The organism is Arthrobacter paludis, assembly GCF_056782315.1.
On the sequence record NZ_JBXAEW010000025.1, the window covers coordinates 1 to 15,117 of the forward strand.

General features: G+C 73.7%; 13 protein-coding genes and 1 riboswitch. Of the genes, 10 read left to right on the forward strand and 3 right to left on the reverse strand.

The features are described 5' to 3' along the window. From AC1Q5D_RS16760 to AC1Q5D_RS16785, 6 genes are all read left to right on the forward strand, one after another. The coding region (locus tag AC1Q5D_RS16760) for a transposase (protein ID WP_481737727.1) at positions 1–314 on the forward strand (314 nt) is incomplete at its 5' end. 26 nt (positions 315–340) lie between these two features. Then, on the forward strand, positions 341–463 hold the full coding sequence (locus AC1Q5D_RS16765; RefSeq protein WP_481739594.1) for a hypothetical protein: 123 nt from the start codon (positions 341–343) through the stop codon (positions 461–463). Then, positions 460–1,467 (forward strand): 2-hydroxyacid dehydrogenase, encoded by a 1,008-nt coding sequence (locus AC1Q5D_RS16770; RefSeq protein WP_481739595.1) that lies wholly within the window; start codon positions 460–462, stop codon positions 1,465–1,467. Before AC1Q5D_RS16765 ends, AC1Q5D_RS16770 begins: the two co-directional genes overlap by 4 nt. Beyond that, positions 1,464–2,450 carry a glycerate kinase gene (locus AC1Q5D_RS16775; RefSeq protein WP_481739596.1) on the forward strand — a complete coding sequence of 329 codons (987 nt, stop codon included), beginning with the start codon at positions 1,464–1,466 and terminating at the stop codon, positions 2,448–2,450. Before AC1Q5D_RS16770 ends, AC1Q5D_RS16775 begins: the two co-directional genes overlap by 4 nt. Positions 2,451–2,714: 264 nt before the next feature. Beyond that, positions 2,715–4,145: an S-layer homology domain-containing protein gene (locus AC1Q5D_RS16780; RefSeq protein ID WP_481739597.1), complete on the forward strand. Its 1,431-nt coding sequence runs from the start codon at positions 2,715–2,717 to the stop codon at positions 4,143–4,145. A 214-nt stretch (positions 4,146–4,359) separates the two neighbouring features. Further along, entirely contained in the window at positions 4,360–6,846 is a 2,487-nt protein-coding gene (locus AC1Q5D_RS16785) for an HNH endonuclease signature motif containing protein (RefSeq protein ID WP_481739598.1), read from the forward strand. 121 nt (positions 6,847–6,967) lie between these two features. Here AC1Q5D_RS16785 and AC1Q5D_RS16790 read toward each other — a convergent pair whose 3' ends face one another. After that, positions 6,968–7,561: a DUF305 domain-containing protein gene (locus tag AC1Q5D_RS16790; RefSeq protein WP_481739599.1), complete on the reverse strand. Its 594-nt coding sequence runs from the start codon at positions 7,559–7,561 to the stop codon at positions 6,968–6,970. A gap of 231 nt (positions 7,562–7,792) precedes the next feature. On the opposite strand from AC1Q5D_RS16790, the gene AC1Q5D_RS16795 reads away from it, so the two are divergent. Further along, positions 7,793–8,248, forward strand: coding sequence for an Hsp20/alpha crystallin family protein (locus tag AC1Q5D_RS16795; protein WP_481739600.1), 456 nt, complete (start codon positions 7,793–7,795; stop codon positions 8,246–8,248). A gap of 147 nt (positions 8,249–8,395) precedes the next feature. Here AC1Q5D_RS16795 and AC1Q5D_RS16800 read toward each other — a convergent pair whose 3' ends face one another. Both AC1Q5D_RS16800 and AC1Q5D_RS16805 read right to left on the reverse strand, forming a co-directional pair. Further along, a complete protein-coding gene (locus AC1Q5D_RS16800) occupies positions 8,396–8,956 on the reverse strand; it encodes an OsmC family protein (protein WP_481739601.1) in 561 nt (186 codons plus the stop codon). A gap of 39 nt (positions 8,957–8,995) precedes the next feature. After that, positions 8,996–9,112, reverse strand: a riboswitch (SAM riboswitch). A 196-nt stretch (positions 9,113–9,308) separates the two neighbouring features. Beyond that, on the reverse strand, positions 9,309–10,484 hold the full coding sequence (locus tag AC1Q5D_RS16805; RefSeq protein ID WP_481739602.1) for a PucR family transcriptional regulator: 1,176 nt from the start codon (positions 10,482–10,484) through the stop codon (positions 9,309–9,311). A 153-nt stretch (positions 10,485–10,637) separates the two neighbouring features. Here AC1Q5D_RS16805 and AC1Q5D_RS16810 point away from each other — a divergent pair, with 153 nt between their 5' ends. From AC1Q5D_RS16810 to AC1Q5D_RS16820, 3 genes are all read left to right on the forward strand, one after another. Further along, complete coding sequence (locus AC1Q5D_RS16810; RefSeq protein ID WP_481739603.1) at positions 10,638–11,978, forward strand: MFS transporter; 1,341 nt, start codon at positions 10,638–10,640, stop codon at positions 11,976–11,978. An 86-nt stretch (positions 11,979–12,064) separates the two neighbouring features. Beyond that, positions 12,065–13,789: an amidohydrolase gene (locus AC1Q5D_RS16815; protein ID WP_481739604.1), complete on the forward strand. Its 1,725-nt coding sequence runs from the start codon at positions 12,065–12,067 to the stop codon at positions 13,787–13,789. Further along, on the forward strand, positions 13,786–15,081 hold the full coding sequence (locus tag AC1Q5D_RS16820; protein ID WP_481739605.1) for a M20 family metallo-hydrolase: 1,296 nt from the start codon (positions 13,786–13,788) through the stop codon (positions 15,079–15,081). Before AC1Q5D_RS16815 ends, AC1Q5D_RS16820 begins: the two co-directional genes overlap by 4 nt. Positions 15,082–15,117 lie beyond the last annotated feature (36 nt).

Sequence of the window (15,117 nt, forward strand, 5' to 3'; positions counted from 1 at the left end):
TCCTGGCCGACAAGGGGTACCCCTCGAAGTCCAACCGGGCCTGGCTGGCCGCCCGCGGGATCGCCGCGACGATCCCGGAAAAGGCCGACCAGGTGGCCAACCGCCGCAGGAAAGGATCCCGGGGCGGACGGCCGCCGGCCTTCGACGCGGAGACCTACCGGCGCCGCAACGTCGTCGAGCGCTGCTTCAACCAACTCAAACGCTGGCGCGGACTGGCGATGCGAACCGACAAAACTGCCCGCAACTTCCACGCCGCCATACAACTCGCCTCAGCCCTAGTCTGGCTCGGAACCAGCTTTAGCAACACTCCCTAGGGAAGGCGTCCCGGCTTTCGCAATCCGTGCTTGACGAACTGGGCGAGCCGAACCGCTCGAAGGCCGCCCAGGGTGCGCGCTCCAAGGCGGAAGCGTTTGAATGGGTCATGGCGTCCGCCACCGTCCCGTCCTGCGAAGGAGCCCTGTGAGCCTGCCCCGAGTCCTCGTCACGACCCCCATCCCGGAGCCCGCCCCGACCCTGCTCGCCGAACGGGCGGACGTGACGGTGCTCGAGCGGACCCCCAGCTACGACGAGCTGTCCCGGCTGTGTGCGAGCGGCGACTACGACGCCGTCCTCACGCAGCTCGCGGACCGGATCGACGCCGACCTGGTCGCCACTGCGCGGGTGCGCGGGTTCTCCAACTTCGCCGTCGGCTACAACAACATCGACGTCGCGGCGGCGACCGCGCGCGGGATGCTGGTTGGGAACACGCCCGGCGTCCTGACCGACGCGACCGCCGACATCGCGATGCTGCTCATCCTCGGCACGGCCCGCCGCGTCGTCGAGGGGGACCGGATGGTCCGCGAGGGCCGTTTCCACGGCTGGGAGCCGGACATGATGCTCGGCGCGGACGTCTCCGGCGCGACGCTGGGCCTGGCCGGCTTCGGGCGCATCGCCCGCGCGACCGCGCGCCGGGCGCTCGGCTTCGGCATGGAGGTCCTGTTCGCGCCGCGCCCGCCCGGGGACCGGCCCGTCTCCGACGCCGAGCTCGGGGAGTTCGCAGGCCGGGTCACCCAGATGCCGTGGGGGGAGCTCGTGGAGCGCAGCGACTTCCTGTCCCTGCACGTGCCGCTGAATGCGGACACCCGCCACCTCGTGGACGCGGACGTCCTGCGCCGGATGAAGGACAGCGCCATCCTGGTGAACACCGCGCGTGGACCCGTGGTGGATGAGGCCGCCCTCGTGCAGGCCCTGCGCGACGGCGCGATCGCCGGGGCGGGCCTCGACGTCTACGAGGAGGAGCCGGCCCTGGCGCCCGGCCTGGCCGAGCTGCCCAACACGGTGCTGCTGCCCCACGTCGGCAGCGCCACCGTCCCGGTGCGGGCGGAGATGTCCCGGCTCAGCGCCCTCAACGCCCTGGCCATCGCCGCCGGGGAGCGGCCGCCCCACCTGGTGAACCCGGAGGCGCTGGAGCCCGCCGCCGGCCGGTGAGCATCCTCGTCGCCCCGGACAGCTTCAAGGGCACGTACACCGCCGCCGAGGTCGCAGCCCACATCGCGGCGGGCATCCGCGACGCGGGAGGCGCCGCCGTCGAACTGCCCGTCGCCGACGGCGGCGAGGGCACCTACGACGCGCTCTGCCGCGGCCTCGGCGCCGAGCCGGTGCGGGTGGTGGCCCGGAACCCGTGGGGCGCGCCCGTCGAGGCGGTCCTCGGGATCGCCGGCGACACCGCCGTCGTCGAACTCGCCCAAGCCAGCGGCCTGACGGTGCCGCACGACGGCGACCGCGACCCGGTCGCCGCGAGCACCTACGGCACGGGCCAGCTCATCGCGGAGGCCGCGCGCCGCGGCGCGCGCCGCATCCTGGTGGCGGCCGGCGGCTCGGCGACCACCGACGGCGGCGCGGGCGCCATCGAGGCCATCGAGGAGGCCGGTGGCCTGCGCGGCGCCCGGATCACGGTCCTGTCCGACGTGACCACGACGTTCCTGGACGCGGCCCGGGTCTTCGGGCCGCAGAAGGGCGCCGACGCCGCGACCGTCAAGGCCCTGACCCGCCGGCTCTCGCGCCAGGCCCGCGCCCTGCCCCGCGACCCCACCGGCGTGCCCCGGACCGGGGCCGCCGGCGGGTTCTCCGGCGGCCTGTGGGCACGGTACGGGGCGGAGCTCGTCTCCGGAGCCGACACCGTGCTCGACGCCGTCGGCTTCGATGCCCAGCTGGCGCGGGCGGTGGCGGTCGTCGTCGGGGAGGGCCGGCTGGACTCGCAGACGGCCGGCGGGAAGATCGTCTCAGCGATCATGGACCGGGTGGCCGCCACCGTACGCCCGGTCCCGGTGTACGCCGTCGTCGGGTCCGTCGCCGAGGATCTGGGGGACTACGCGGCGCGGTTCGCCGCCGTCGTCCCCGCGACGGACGCCGCGGCGATGCGCGCCGCAGGGCGGGCCGTGCGGGAGGGGCTTGCCGCGGCGGAGCGGTAGCCGGTCGGTGGGCCGGCCGACGGGCCCGCTGACGGGCGGGCCGGCGGCACCACGGCCGCCTGGCCGCGGCGGCGGGGAAACCGGCCGCCGGGTCCCGCCACAGCCGACCGTCGGCCCAACCTCTGGAGTGGGCAAGGAAACGCGCAGTATTTCGTCCCGGCGCCGCGTCGCCGTCGAGAATGGACGGGGCGGATCGCGCCGGACCCGTTCGGGCCGGGCGCAGGTCGGCCCCACGCCGCCCGCCCCCCGTCCGAAGGCCTGCCCATGTCGTCTTCCCGCCCCCGCTGGGGGCTGCGCTCCGCCGCGGCCGCCGTCGTCTCCGCCGCTGCGCTCGCCCTGGCAACGCCCGCCGCCCTGGCGTCCCCGGCCCCCGCCGCGCTTCCGGCGACGACCGCGGCGCCCGCGCCCACGACCGCCGCATCGCCGTCGTCCACTTCCGCGCCGGCCGCGCCTACGACGTCGGCCGAGTCCACGACCGCTGCATCGCCGTCGTCCACTTCCGCGACGACCGCGCCGGCCGCGCCCACGACGAACGAGCCGCCGGCCGACCCGGCCGAGCCACCGACCGAATCCCATGTCTCCGGCACCGACCGCCCGGCGGTCGGCGTCAGCCGGACGTCGTACGCCGCGGTCAGCTACTGCGGCCGACCCGACTTCGCCGACGTGCCCGAGGGCTCCTCGTTCTATGCCCCGATCTCCTGGATGGCGTGCAAGGGCATCTCGGTCGGCTACACGGACAACACCTTCCGCAAGAACCGTCAGGTCACGCGCGGCGAGGTCGCGGCGTTCCTGTACCGGCAGGTCAAGCCCAACTACACGGCGGACAGGATCCGCGACTTCTCCGACGTCGCCGTCGGCGGCGCGAACTTCGAGGCGATCTCCTGGTTCGCGTCCGCGCGGATCTCCGTCGGCTACAGCGACGGGACGTTTCGGCCCGGCGACCCCGTCACGCGTGGCGAACTGGCGGGCTTCCTGCTTCGGCTGGGCGGCGAGGGCTCGTTCACGGCACCGACCACGTCCCCGTTCACGGACATGTCGCCGTCCTCCGCGTTCTACCGGGCCGCCACCTGGCTGCGGGACCGGGGTGTCACGGCGGGGTACGCGGACGGCTCGTTCGGGCCGTCCCGGGCCGTCGTCAGGGCCGAGACCGCGGCGTTCCTCGCGAAGGTCGATCCGCTGCTCGTCCCGGCGGGCGAACTGGCCTACGCATCGACGTCGACCACGGACATCGGCGTCTGGGGCCAGGCGGCGGCGGCCAACATCGCCCAGTGGTGCGCCGGGGTGCCGCTCGAGGCCGCCCGGGACAACCTGAACTGGGCCATGTTCAAGGCCTGGTGGACCGGGGATGGGCTGTACGTGGAGGAACTGATCCACCTCTCCATGCTTGATCCGAGGGGGAAGTCCCTGCACCCCGACCACGCCCTGGCCGTGGCGGTCCAGTACCACGAATGCGGGCACATCCTGCAGTACCGGGCCTACGGGTACGACCCCGACGCCATGGACGCGGCGATGAACCGCGTCTATGGCAATTCGAACGGCACCGAGCACATGGCCGACTGCATCTCCGACGTCATGGGCGCACAGCGCGTGGGCCGGCTCGACGACTACTACATGTACGAAGCCGGGTACGGCGGCAAGTGCACGACCGCCCACCTGGACGCGGCGAAGAAGATCATCGCCGGGCAGCGGGTGTAGCGCCGGGCGAGCCCGGGCGGGGCGCGGGTCTAGCGCGGGCGCGGCGGGTCTAGCGCGGGCGCGGCGCGGGTGGCGGCGCGGGTGGCGGCGCTGCGGGGCGCGGCGGCCGCGCCGCGGCCGATTCGCGTGGACGACGGGGCAGCGACTAGAACGGGTTTTCCACAAATTGAGTACCCAGCGCCAATGTGTCGTAGGTCTCTTCTAGTCTGGTCGCATGGACTTGGGCGAAGGGTTTGCGCGCGGCACGGGTGACGGTGTCCCTGGCGCGGGTGCCGGTACCCCCGGCGCCGGCGCCGAGCGCCCGACCGTCGTCGGTGGCGGCGCCGCCTCGGCTGGGACGCCGGTCCCGGGCGACGGCCTTCCCGCCGAGCCGGCGTCCCAAGTCCGGGTGCGGGACTTCGCACCCCCGGCTCCCGGCCCGGACCGTCCTGGCGCGCTCCTGCCCATTCGTGGGGTCGCGCCCGAGCGGGCCGGATTTGCCGATGGGCGGCTCTGGATTGCCCCGGATGCCGAGCTCTCCCTGGCCGAAGCAGAGGCCGTCGCCATGGCGCTGGAGGCCCGGCGGCGGTGCCTCGAGTCCGATACCCACGTCGCCTTGGCCGCGGCGGCCAAGGCCATGGGGCTCGAACACCAGCGCGAGATCAGCGACCTGGCCGAACGCTCCAGCGGAAAGGCGGCGGATGCCGACGCCACGGCGCGGCTTCGCTGCGAGCTCGGCGCCCCCACGCCCGCCTGGGGCGGCTGGCTCAAGACGTCGTTGGCATTCACGCTCGCCCAGGCGCTCCACCTCTCGGAGCGGACCATGCAAATCCGCATCGTCGAGGCTCTGGACCTGGAGCAGGAGCATCCCCAGGTCCTCGCCGCGCTCTCCGAGGGGTCGATCTCGGGTCTGCATGCCCGCACCATCGTGGAGGCGTGTCAGGAAGTCCAGCCCGAACCCCTGGAGCCCCCGGGGCCCGACGTCGACGAGGCCACTCGCGAGGGTTACCTGCGATCCGTGGCCGGGGAACTCGCCCAGAACGGGCTGCGCCGCGCCTGGCTCGAGGGCGAACTGCTCCAGAGGGCGCCGACCACCAATCCCGCGACCCTGGGGCGGACGGCCAAGTCCCTCAGGCAAAAGCTCGGCCCCGGTCCCGCCAAGGAGCGCGTCCGGCGTCACCGGGCCGACCGCGCCGTCGTGGTCTCCCCCGGCGAGGAGGGCATGGCCGAACTCTTCGCGAAGATCCCCGCCGAGTACGGCGTCGCCGTGGCGGACCGCCTGTCCAACATCGCGGCGGAACTCAAGAGCCAGCCCGGGGAAACCCGCACCATGACGCAACTCCGCGCCGACGTCCTCGTGGAGCTTGTCCTCGGAACCGAGGAAGCCTCCGCATGGGAGAACATCCGCGCGGAAGTCATGGTCCTCCTGCCGCACACCTGCCTTCCCACCGCGACCAGAACGGACTCCGCCGCCGAGACCGGTGCCGCGACGGCCGTCGGCGCCGCGAGGGGAGAGAGCGCCGCGAGGGGAGAGGGCGCCGCGAGGGAAGCCGGAGCCGGAGCCGAGCCCGTCTGCGCTTTCGAGGGAGCTGTCGGGGCCCCGTCCGACCGCGGCGCCGACGGGGCCCGACGCGACCGTGCCGACACCGACAGCGCCGACAGCGAAGGCCAGTCTGAGATTCTGGCCCGTCCCGGAGTCGAGGGCCGGGACGAGCTGCACCCCGAGGGGGATGACCAGCCTGCTGACGAAGGCGCGTCGGGTGTTACGGAGCCCGCCGCGTTGTCGTCCGGCTCGTCATGGGCGGCGCTGCCGCAGGGGGCGGCGGGCGGTGTCGCTGGTGCGGGGACCGCTGTGGAAACCGAGGTCCTTCGGCGAGAGGTCGCGGGCGGCGATGCAGAGCATGGGCTGGACCCCGGGGAACCGGCCGCTGCCGATACCCGGGCGGGCTCTGCCGGCGGGGCGCATCTCGTCGGATACGGACCCCTCGACACGGATACCGCCCTCGCGCTGGCCGCCTCCGCCGCGACCTGGGACCGCCTCTATACCGGGCCCGATGGGCGCACCATCGTCGCGATGGCCGCCCGGAAGTACCGGCCGGCCGACCGGGAGCGCCGGGCCATCCGTGCCGCACTGTGCACCGGGTCTCCCGCGCCGCCCCCGGGGGGTTGCCCAGCGGCCGTCGACTGGCGAGGTCTGTTCACGCCGCCGTCGGCTCTGGCCCGTCCCAACTATGGAAGGGCCCGCTACCGACCCAGCCGCGCGCAGCAGCGGGTCCTGAAGGCCCGGCAACCCACCTGCAGCGTCGGCGGCTGCAACATGCCGGCCCGCGAGAACGACCATGCCATCGAGTGGGCCGCGGGAGGGGAGACCAGCCTGGACAATCTCCACCCCGACTGCGCCCGCCACCATGCACTGGACACCGCCGGACTCATGCGCTCCACGCCGCTCGGCGGCGGCGCCATCGAGTTCACCACCGTCACGGGCCGGCGCCACATCACCGCGCCGGAGATCCCTTGGGCCATTCACGGGCCACCGCCTCCGCGCGAACCAGCCCCGGCTGCGGAGTCCCCACGGGCCATCCCCGTCGATCCCCACTCGGAAAAGGTCTGGGCCTACGGCCTCGAAGACCTCCGCCGGGGTGTCGCCGCGAGGGAGGCCGCTGCCGCTTCGCCGGTCAAGCCACACGAGGGACCATCGGACGACGACGTCCCGCCGTTCTGAACGCGGAGCCCGCCGCCGATCAGCCATGGCATCCGCCCCGGACGGAGCGACCCCGGACGGAGCGACCCCGGGCGGAGCGTCCCGGGGGCGGAGCGTCCCGGGCGCACGCGCCGGCGGGCGCTCAGTACCGGGAGAGTAGTTGCTCCATCTGGGCGATCTCCTCGCGGTGGTGGTCGACCATCTGCCGGGCCAGCCCGACGGCCTGGTCGTTGAACCCATCGCTCACCTGCTGCTGGGCCATCGCGACGGCACCCTGGTGGTGCTCGATCATTCCGGCGAGGTAGATCCGTTCGGCCTCGCCGGCCGGGGCGTCGCGGAGCCGGTCCATCTCCTCGTCGGAGAGCAGGCCCTCCATGGAGCGCTGAAGCCCGTCGGTCGCCTGCTGCGGGGAGGTCGATTCGCCCTGGGCCTTCAGCCACGCGCCCAGTTGCTCGGCCTGGCTGGAGTGGTTGGCGCCGACCTGCCGGGCCACGTCCTCCACGTCGTCGTCGATCCCCGGCTTGGCGAGGAGGATGTCGGTCATTTCGATGCCCTGCTCGCGGTGCGGGAGCATCGTCTGCGCGAAGAGTGCGTCCTCCGGGCTGTGGTCCGTGGCGCTGTCGATGGCCTCCGTTGCTGCGGCGGGGGCGGGCTCGGGGGACGGGGCGGAACAACCGGCCAGCGCCAACGCGAGTGCGGCGGCTGCGGCCGGAAGGGCGGCGGAAAGCTTCGGCATGGGTTCCTTCGACGGGGGCGGGGATGTTCCCTCACCCCCCGTGGGAACGCCCCACAGACTATCCGTCCACCGACCGCGCATCCGCGTTCACCCACGGCGTGGCGAAGATCTGGCACTCACATCAGGAGAGTGCTAATCTCATAACAGTTGAGTCGGAGAGACTCAACTCTAGGGACGCCCTAGGAAGACCACGACAAGGCACCCCGGTGCCGCGAAAGGGAGTTGATCGCAATGGCCACCATGTTCGACCCGTTCCGCGAGCTCGACCGCGTTGCGGGCGCCCTCCTCGAGGGGCGCAGCGCCCTGCGGGAGATGCCGATGGACCTGTTCCGCCAAGGGGACCACTACGTCCTCAGCGCCGACCTGCCCGGCATCGATCCGGACTCCGTCGACATCGACGTCGACGGCCAGCTCCTGACCATCCGGGCCGAGCGCACGCTCAACGCCGACGAGGACGTCCAGTGGATCACCCGGGAGCGCCGCGGAGGCAGCTTCGTGCGGCAGCTGAGCCTGGGCCAGGGCCTGGACACTGAGAACATCGCGGCCCACTACGACCGCGGCGTGCTCAGCGTGACCATCCCGGTCCAGGAAACTGCCAAGCCCCGCAAGATCGCCGTCCAGGCCGGCACCCCGGCCGAGACGATCGAGGGCAAGACCGGCGGCCGGCAGCGCTCCGTCGAGGCGTAGCCCCGCCTCCGGGCGCGGGCGCGCGCCCGCAAGCGGCGCCCGCCCGCGCCCGGGCCCTCACGCGCAGCGGCCCCCGCCCGAGCCCTCACGCGCAGCGGCGCCGGGACACCACCCAACGTGGCGTCCCGGCGCCGCCGGCGTTCCGGGTCAGGCCTTGGCGACCTCCACGGAGACGGGTACCGGGTTGCGGAACAGGTCCAGCACCGGGCAGTGCTCGTCGACGGTCCGCTGCAGTTCCTCGTAGCGCTCCCGGGGCTCGGGTCCGGTCAGGGTGACCTTGAGCCGGACGTCCGAGAAGCCGGGGCGGACGCCGTCGGCCGTGCCGAACAGGCCGCGGACGTCCAGGTCGCCCTCGGCGTCGATCGCGATGTCCTCGACGCGGATGCCCAGCTGGTGCGCGTACAGCCGGTAGACCACGACCTGGCAGGAGATGAGCGCGGCCAGCGCAGCCTCCACGGGGCTCGTGCCCTCGTCGTCGCCGGCCAGGGCCGCCGGCTCGTCGATCGTGAACTCGTGCCGGCCGGCCGTGATCCGGGTCGCGACCGAGCCGATTCCCTCTCCACGCGCCCGGAACACGAGGTCGGCGTTCCCCGGGTCCTGCCCGATGCGCTCGAACCAGTTGCGGCCCGCGGCCTCGAGCCGTTCGGCGCGGACCGTGGCCTCCTCGAGGTCGATGTCGAAGTCCGGGGTGATGGCGGTTTCGGTCATAGGTGTGCCTTTCGCTCTCCACGCGCCGCGTCCCCTGCGGCGCCGTACTTACGCGCGCCGGGCTGGCGCGCGTCGAATCGTCACCTGGGGCACCCCGCTACAGCCTGAGGGTTGCCGCCCCGCCGGCCAGGGCCTTCGCGGCAGGGACTCTTGATTCAGGGCCGATTGTGCCCTGTTTCACAATGTCGCGGCAACCGGAGGCGTCGCTGGGAGTCACGTGGGGCGCCACCGGCGCCATAGGGTGTGCGGGGGCGGACGACGGCGGCGCGCCTGAGGCGCCGGTCCGCCCGGCGACGCGCTTGGGGCGCCGGTCCGCCCACCGGCCTGCTGCGCGCTGTCCCGTCGCCCGCGCCTACGCCCAGACGATCACGAGGCGGGCGGCCTCCCTCGGCACGGTCGGATCGATGCCCGTCAGGTCGGCGAAGCGGCGCAGGCGGTTCATGAGGGTGTTCCGGTGGCAGAACACGCGCCGGCAGGCCTCGGCGACGCTTCCCGTCTCGAGGTAGGCGCGGACGGCCTCGACCAGCCGCGTGTGCTCGGCGGGTCCGCAGCCGGCAAGTGCCGAGTCGACCGGTGCGCCGAGGGGCACGCCCGCCTCAGCCAGCCGGAGCCGCGCGATCCGGGGCCACGCGTCGTCCAGCGTCGCGGCCCGCCCATCCACGGGATCGGCCAGGCCGGCCAATTCGCGCGCCAGCCGCGCCGCGGGCCAGATGCCGGCGAGCCCGTCGACCGATTCGACCAGGCCGCAGGACAGGGCCCGGACCCGCTCGGTGGTCTCGGCCGCCGCGGAGCCCGGCCGGCCCGGGGCCCAGAGGACCGTGAGGCCGTCCGCGGACGGGTGGGCCATCATGAGGACTCCCCGGCGCTCCGCCTGGGCGGCCGCGATCCGCAATCCCGAGGCCGCGTCACCGAGTGCGACGGCGACGCAGAGCGGCGTCCCGGCATCGATGCCGAGCCCCTCGGCGATCGCCTCGAGCTGGGCGGGGGTCGCCGCGGTCGGACCGAGTAGGGCCGCCAGGTGCGCCTGGCGGGCGGAGCTCTCCTCCAGTGCCATCCGCTGGCTCTCGCGCAGGTAGACCGCCTGCGTCAAGGCTGCGTACTCGTCGACGATCCGCCACACCGAGTCCGCCTGCCGCACCAGGAGCGGCGCGTCGCCGGGCCCGGCCTGACCGCGCAGCCGGTCCCACAGCACCGTGAAGTCCTGGCGGATGGCCGTCATCAGCGACGCGACCGGGATCCCTGCCCTGGCCCGCGACACCCCGACCTCCAGGGCGATGTCCTGCTGCTCCGCCTCGAGGGCCACCCGGTCGGCCCCCGGCCGCAGCCCCGCGATCAGGGCCTCGAACGACGCGGTGCCGGTCCGGCGGATCTCGCGGGCCGGAAGCGGACCGCCGCGGTAGTCCTCGAGCTCGAGGACCCGGGCGAGGAACGCGTCCGTCAACTCCTCCGCGTCCAGGCCGTCGAGCAGTTCGTTCCAGCGCCGGGCGTCGGAATCCGACAGTCCGGCTGCTTCAGGGGTCTCCAACACGGCCTCCGCGGGCAAAAATTGGGCATTTGCACACGCCAGTCTACGGAACCGGATGTGATTGGCGACACAAGAACGCGTGGGTCCAGGGCATGCTGGGTGGTGGCCGGGGCCGACCCGGCCGGCATCACCCACCACGCGTCCCGCGGAGGAGACATGGCCACCACCACCAACGCCGTTCCGGCCCACCATCTCGAGGCCGGGGCCACCCGGCAGATCTCGGAAGAGGAGGCGCGGAAGGTCACCCTCGGCGCCCTGCTCGGTACCGCCATGGAGTGGTACGACTTCTTCCTGTTCAGCGCGGCGGCCGCGCTGGTCTTCAACGTCCAATACTTCGCCAACGAGAACGCGACGGCGGCCGCCCTGGCCTCCTTCGCCACGTTCGGCGTCGGCCTCGTGGCCCGTCCCCTGGGCGGCATGTTCTTCGGGGCCCTCGGCGACCGGATCGGCCGCCGCCGCGTCCTGATGATCACGATCGTGGGCATCGGCCTCGTCACCGGGCTGATCGGCCTGCTCCCCACCTACGCGGCCATCGGCATCGCTGCCCCGGTCCTGCTCGTGCTGCTGCGCGTCCTGCAGGGCCTGTTCGTCGGCGGCGAATGGTCGGGCGCGATGACGATCGTCGTCGAGAACGCGCCGTTGGCCAAGCGGGCCCGCTACGCCGCCATCCCGCAGATCGGCTCGCCCATCGGCACGATCCTTTCCTCGGGCGGGTTCTTCCTGATGACCCTGTTCTTCTCGCAGGAGAGCTTCAACTCCTTCGGCTGGCGCATCCCCTTCCTGGCCGCGATCCCCATGCTGCTCGTCGCCCTCTACATCCGCAGCCGCCTCGAGGAGTCCCCGGTCTTCCAGGAGCTCATGGAGCACGACGCCGTCGAGAAGGCCCCGATCCGGACCACGCTTGCCCAGTCCTGGCTGCAGATCATCGTCGGCATGGCCGCCGCCCTGCTCGGCGTCGGGGGCTTCTACCTGGTCACGGCGTTCGTCGTCTGGTACGGCGTGAACGTGCTCGGCTACGACCCCTCGCTCATGCTGCTCGGCGGCATGATCGCCGCCGTCGTCGAGATCCCCGTCCTCATCGCCGGCGGGCGCCTCGGCGAGCGCTTCGGCGCCAGCCGGGTCATCCTGTGGGGCGGCGTGCTCTCCGCCGTCGCCACCCTGCCCGCCTTCTGGCTGATCACCAGCGGCAGCGGTCCCCTGGTCGTCGCCGGCATGGTCCTGGCCGTGGCCACCCTGTCTTTCCCGTACGCCGCCTCGGGCACCGTGCTGACCGGGCTGTTCCCGGCCGCGACCCGGTACACCGGCGTCGGCTTCGCCCAGAACACCGCGGGCATGCTCTCCGGCTTCGTGCCTCTGGCCGCCACGGGCGCCGTCGCGGCCGCCGGCAGCCACTGGTGGCCCGCCGCCGCGATGCTCGTGTTCCTGAGCCTGTTCACCGCCGTGGCCGGGGCCGTCGCGCCGCGCCTCAGCGTCGACCTTCCCGGGTTCAAGCACTAGCCCAGCACGGCCGCATGGACGACGGCGGCGGCCGCCCCGCCGCCGTCGTCCCGCACCACCGCTCCATCCCTGCCGCAAGGAACACCATGAGACTCGACCTGCTGGTCACCAACGCCGACATCGTCACCCTCGACCCCTCTCGCCCCCGGGCCCGCACCCTGGGCGTCTTCGCCGGCCGGATCGCGGGCTTCGACGAGGAGGTCGCCGGCCTGGCCGCCGAAGCCGTGCTCGACGCGGGCGGCGCCGCCGTCGTCCCCGGCTTCATCGACGCCCACTGCCACACCGCGTGGTGGGGCCTGGGGCTGGAGGCCGTGGACCTGTCCACGGCGCGCGGGCTCGAGGACGTCTACGCCCGCGTCGAGGCCGAGGCCCGGCGGCTGGACGCGCTGCCCGGCGGCGCCCCCGACCGCTGGATCCAAGGGACCGGCTTCAACCACAAGCACCACGGCGGCGCGTTCCCGGACATCGACCGCCTCGACGCGGCCAGCGGCGGCCGCGCCCTGTACCTGCGCCACACCTCGGGGCACTGCTCCATCACCAACACGGAGACACTGCGCCGCGCGGGCGCGCTCGACCCCGGCTTCACGGACCCGACCGGCGGCGCCGTCGTCCGCGACGCGGCCGGCCGGCCCACCGGGCTCGTCGAGGAGGCGGCCCAGCAACTCGTCCAGTCGATGCTGCTGCCGTACCCGGCCGAGCGGATCGCCGACGCGCTCGACGCCGCGACCCGCCGCTACGCCGCCGCCGGGATTACCGGGTTCACGGAGGCCGGCGTCGGGGGCGGCTGGATCGGCCACAGCCCGGCCGAGCTCGCCGCCTACCAGCTCGCCCGGGACACCGGGCGCCTCCACGCGCGCGCCCAGCTTATGCCCGCCCTCGACGCGTTGCGGCCGCTCGCGGCGGACCCCGAGGACTTCCGCGGCACCGGAGCCGGGCGCGGGCTGGACCTGGGCATCCGCGCCGGCTTCGGGGACGACTGGCTCTCCCTCGGCCCGGTCAAGGTCTTCATGGACGGCTCGCTCCTCGGCGCCACCGCCGCGATGACGGAGGACTTCTGCGGGCACCCGCACAACCACGGCTACCTGCTGGACACGCCGGAGGCCTACCGCGGGCGCGTCGACGCCGCGTACCGCGCCGGCTGGCCCGTGGCCCTGCACGCCATCGGCGACGCCGCCATCGACCTCGCGATCGAGATCATCGGCGGGTGCCAGCGCACCTACGGCAGCAACGGCCTGCCCAACCGGATCGAGCACTTCGGCATCGCCCGGCCCGACCAGGTCGCAGCCGTCGCCGCGGCCGGGATCGCCGTCACGCCGCAGGCCTCGTTCATCGGCCCGCTCGGGGACCAGTTCGCCGAACTCGTCGGGCCGGAGCGCGAGTCGTGGCTCTACCGGGGCCGCTCGCTGGTCGATGCCGGGATCCGCCCCGCCGGCTCCTCCGACCTCCCCGTGGCCGACAACGACGTCCTGCGCGCCATGGCCTCCAGCGTCGACCGCCGCACCGAGGCCGGCCGCATCCTCGGCGGGCCGGGGGAGGGGCTGACCCCGGAGGAGGCCCTGCGCAGCTACACCGAGTGGTCCGCGATCGCGACCGGCACCCTCGGCACGCGCGGCACCCTGTCCCGCGGCAAGCTCGCCGACTTCACCGTCCTGTCCGGCAACCCCCTCGACGCCCCCGACATCGCGGCCCTCACCGTGCTGGCCACGGCCGTCGGGGGCCGGTTCACCCACGACGCCCTGGGGGCCGGCGGCCCCCGCCACGCCCCGAGGACCGGCCGTCCCCTCGACACCACCCTGGAGGTCCCCGCATGAGCACCCACCCCGTCCCGGCCGCCGCCGTCGTCCCCGGAACCGACGCCCAGCGCGACGCGTTTCTGGCCGACTTCCGTTCGATGTCCACGCTCGGCGCCACGCCGGGCGGCGGCGTCGACCGGCAGGCCGGCACCGTCGCCGACGGGCAGACCCGCCACTGGTTCCGCGGGCTCGTCGAGGGCCACGGGTTCGAGGTCCGCTACGACGAGGTCGGCAACCAGTTCGCGCTGCTCGAGCTAGTCCCCGGGGCGCCCTACGTCGCCGTCGGCTCGCACCTGGACTCCCAGCCGCTCGGCGGGCGGTTCGACGGCGCCTACGGCGTCCTCGCGGGCGCGCACGCCGCCATCAGGCTCGCGCAGCGGGTGGCCGACGGCGGGGCCGCCCCGGCGTTCAACATCGCGGTCGTCAACTGGTTCAACGAGGAGGGGTGCCGGTTCAAGCCGTCCATGATGGGCAGCTCCGTCTTCACGGGCAAGCTCCCGGCCGCGCAGGTCCTCGAGACGACGGACCCGCACGGGACCACCGTCCGCGAGGCGCTCGAGTCGATCGGCACCATCGGCGACTTCACGCTGGACGTGGCCGCCTACCTGGAGATCCACATCGAGCAGGGACGCTCCCTCGAGGATGACGGCCTGACCATCGGGCTCGTCGAGTCGACGTGGGGCGCGAACAAGTACGAGTTCGCGGTCCACGGCGAGCAGGCGCACACCGGCGCCACCGTGATCGCGGACCGGCACGACGCGCTGCTCGGCGCGTCCATGCTCGTGGTCGCCGCCCGGGAGATCGCCGACGGCTGCAGCACGGACGAGCACGCCGTGATCACCTCCTGCGGCGAGTTCACCGTGACCCCGAACTCGCCCGTGGTCGTCGCCAGCCGCGTGGACCTGCTCGTGGACCTGCGCAGCACCGACGCCGACGTCCTGGCCGCGGCCGACGCCGAGCTGCACCGCCGGATCGCCGAGATCGAGCGGAGCGCCTCCGTGCGCATCGAGCGCGGCGCCCAGCACATCTGGGCCGCCAAGGCCTACGACGAGGCGGGCATGCGGCTGGCGGCCGAGTGCGCCGAGGGGCTGGGCCTGCCCCACGGGACCGTGCGCACGCTCGCCGGCCACGACTCGACCAACCTCAAGGACATCGTGCCGACGATCATGCTGTTCGTGCCGAGCGTCGACGGCATCAGCCACAACGAGAAGGAACTGACGCACGACGCGGACCTGCTCGCCGGGGTGGACCTGCTCACCGAGGCGCTGGGCCGGACCGTGGCGGGCGGGTTCGTTCCCCCGGCCGGCTGACCTCCGGGGGCTGGTCCGCCCGGCCGGCGTGCCGGG

What these genes read in the sequence shown, in the direction of transcription:
- AC1Q5D_RS16780 (WP_481739597.1), top strand. Translation starts at nt 2,715, where the DNA reads ATGTCGTCTTCCCGCCCCCGCTGGGGGCTGCGCTCCGCCGCGGCCGCC.
- AC1Q5D_RS16785 (WP_481739598.1), top strand. Translation starts at nt 4,360, where the DNA reads ATGGACTTGGGCGAAGGGTTTGCGCGCGGCACGGGTGACGGTGTCCCT.
- AC1Q5D_RS16790 (WP_481739599.1), bottom strand. Translation starts at nt 7,561, where the DNA reads ATGCCGAAGCTTTCCGCCGCCCTTCCGGCCGCAGCCGCCGCACTCGCG.
- AC1Q5D_RS16795 (WP_481739600.1), top strand. Translation starts at nt 7,793, where the DNA reads ATGGCCACCATGTTCGACCCGTTCCGCGAGCTCGACCGCGTTGCGGGC.
- AC1Q5D_RS16800 (WP_481739601.1), bottom strand. Translation starts at nt 8,956, where the DNA reads ATGACCGAAACCGCCATCACCCCGGACTTCGACATCGACCTCGAGGAG.
- AC1Q5D_RS16810 (WP_481739603.1), top strand. Translation starts at nt 10,638, where the DNA reads ATGGCCACCACCACCAACGCCGTTCCGGCCCACCATCTCGAGGCCGGG.
- AC1Q5D_RS16815 (WP_481739604.1), top strand. Translation starts at nt 12,065, where the DNA reads ATGAGACTCGACCTGCTGGTCACCAACGCCGACATCGTCACCCTCGAC.
- AC1Q5D_RS16820 (WP_481739605.1), top strand. Translation starts at nt 13,786, where the DNA reads ATGAGCACCCACCCCGTCCCGGCCGCCGCCGTCGTCCCCGGAACCGAC.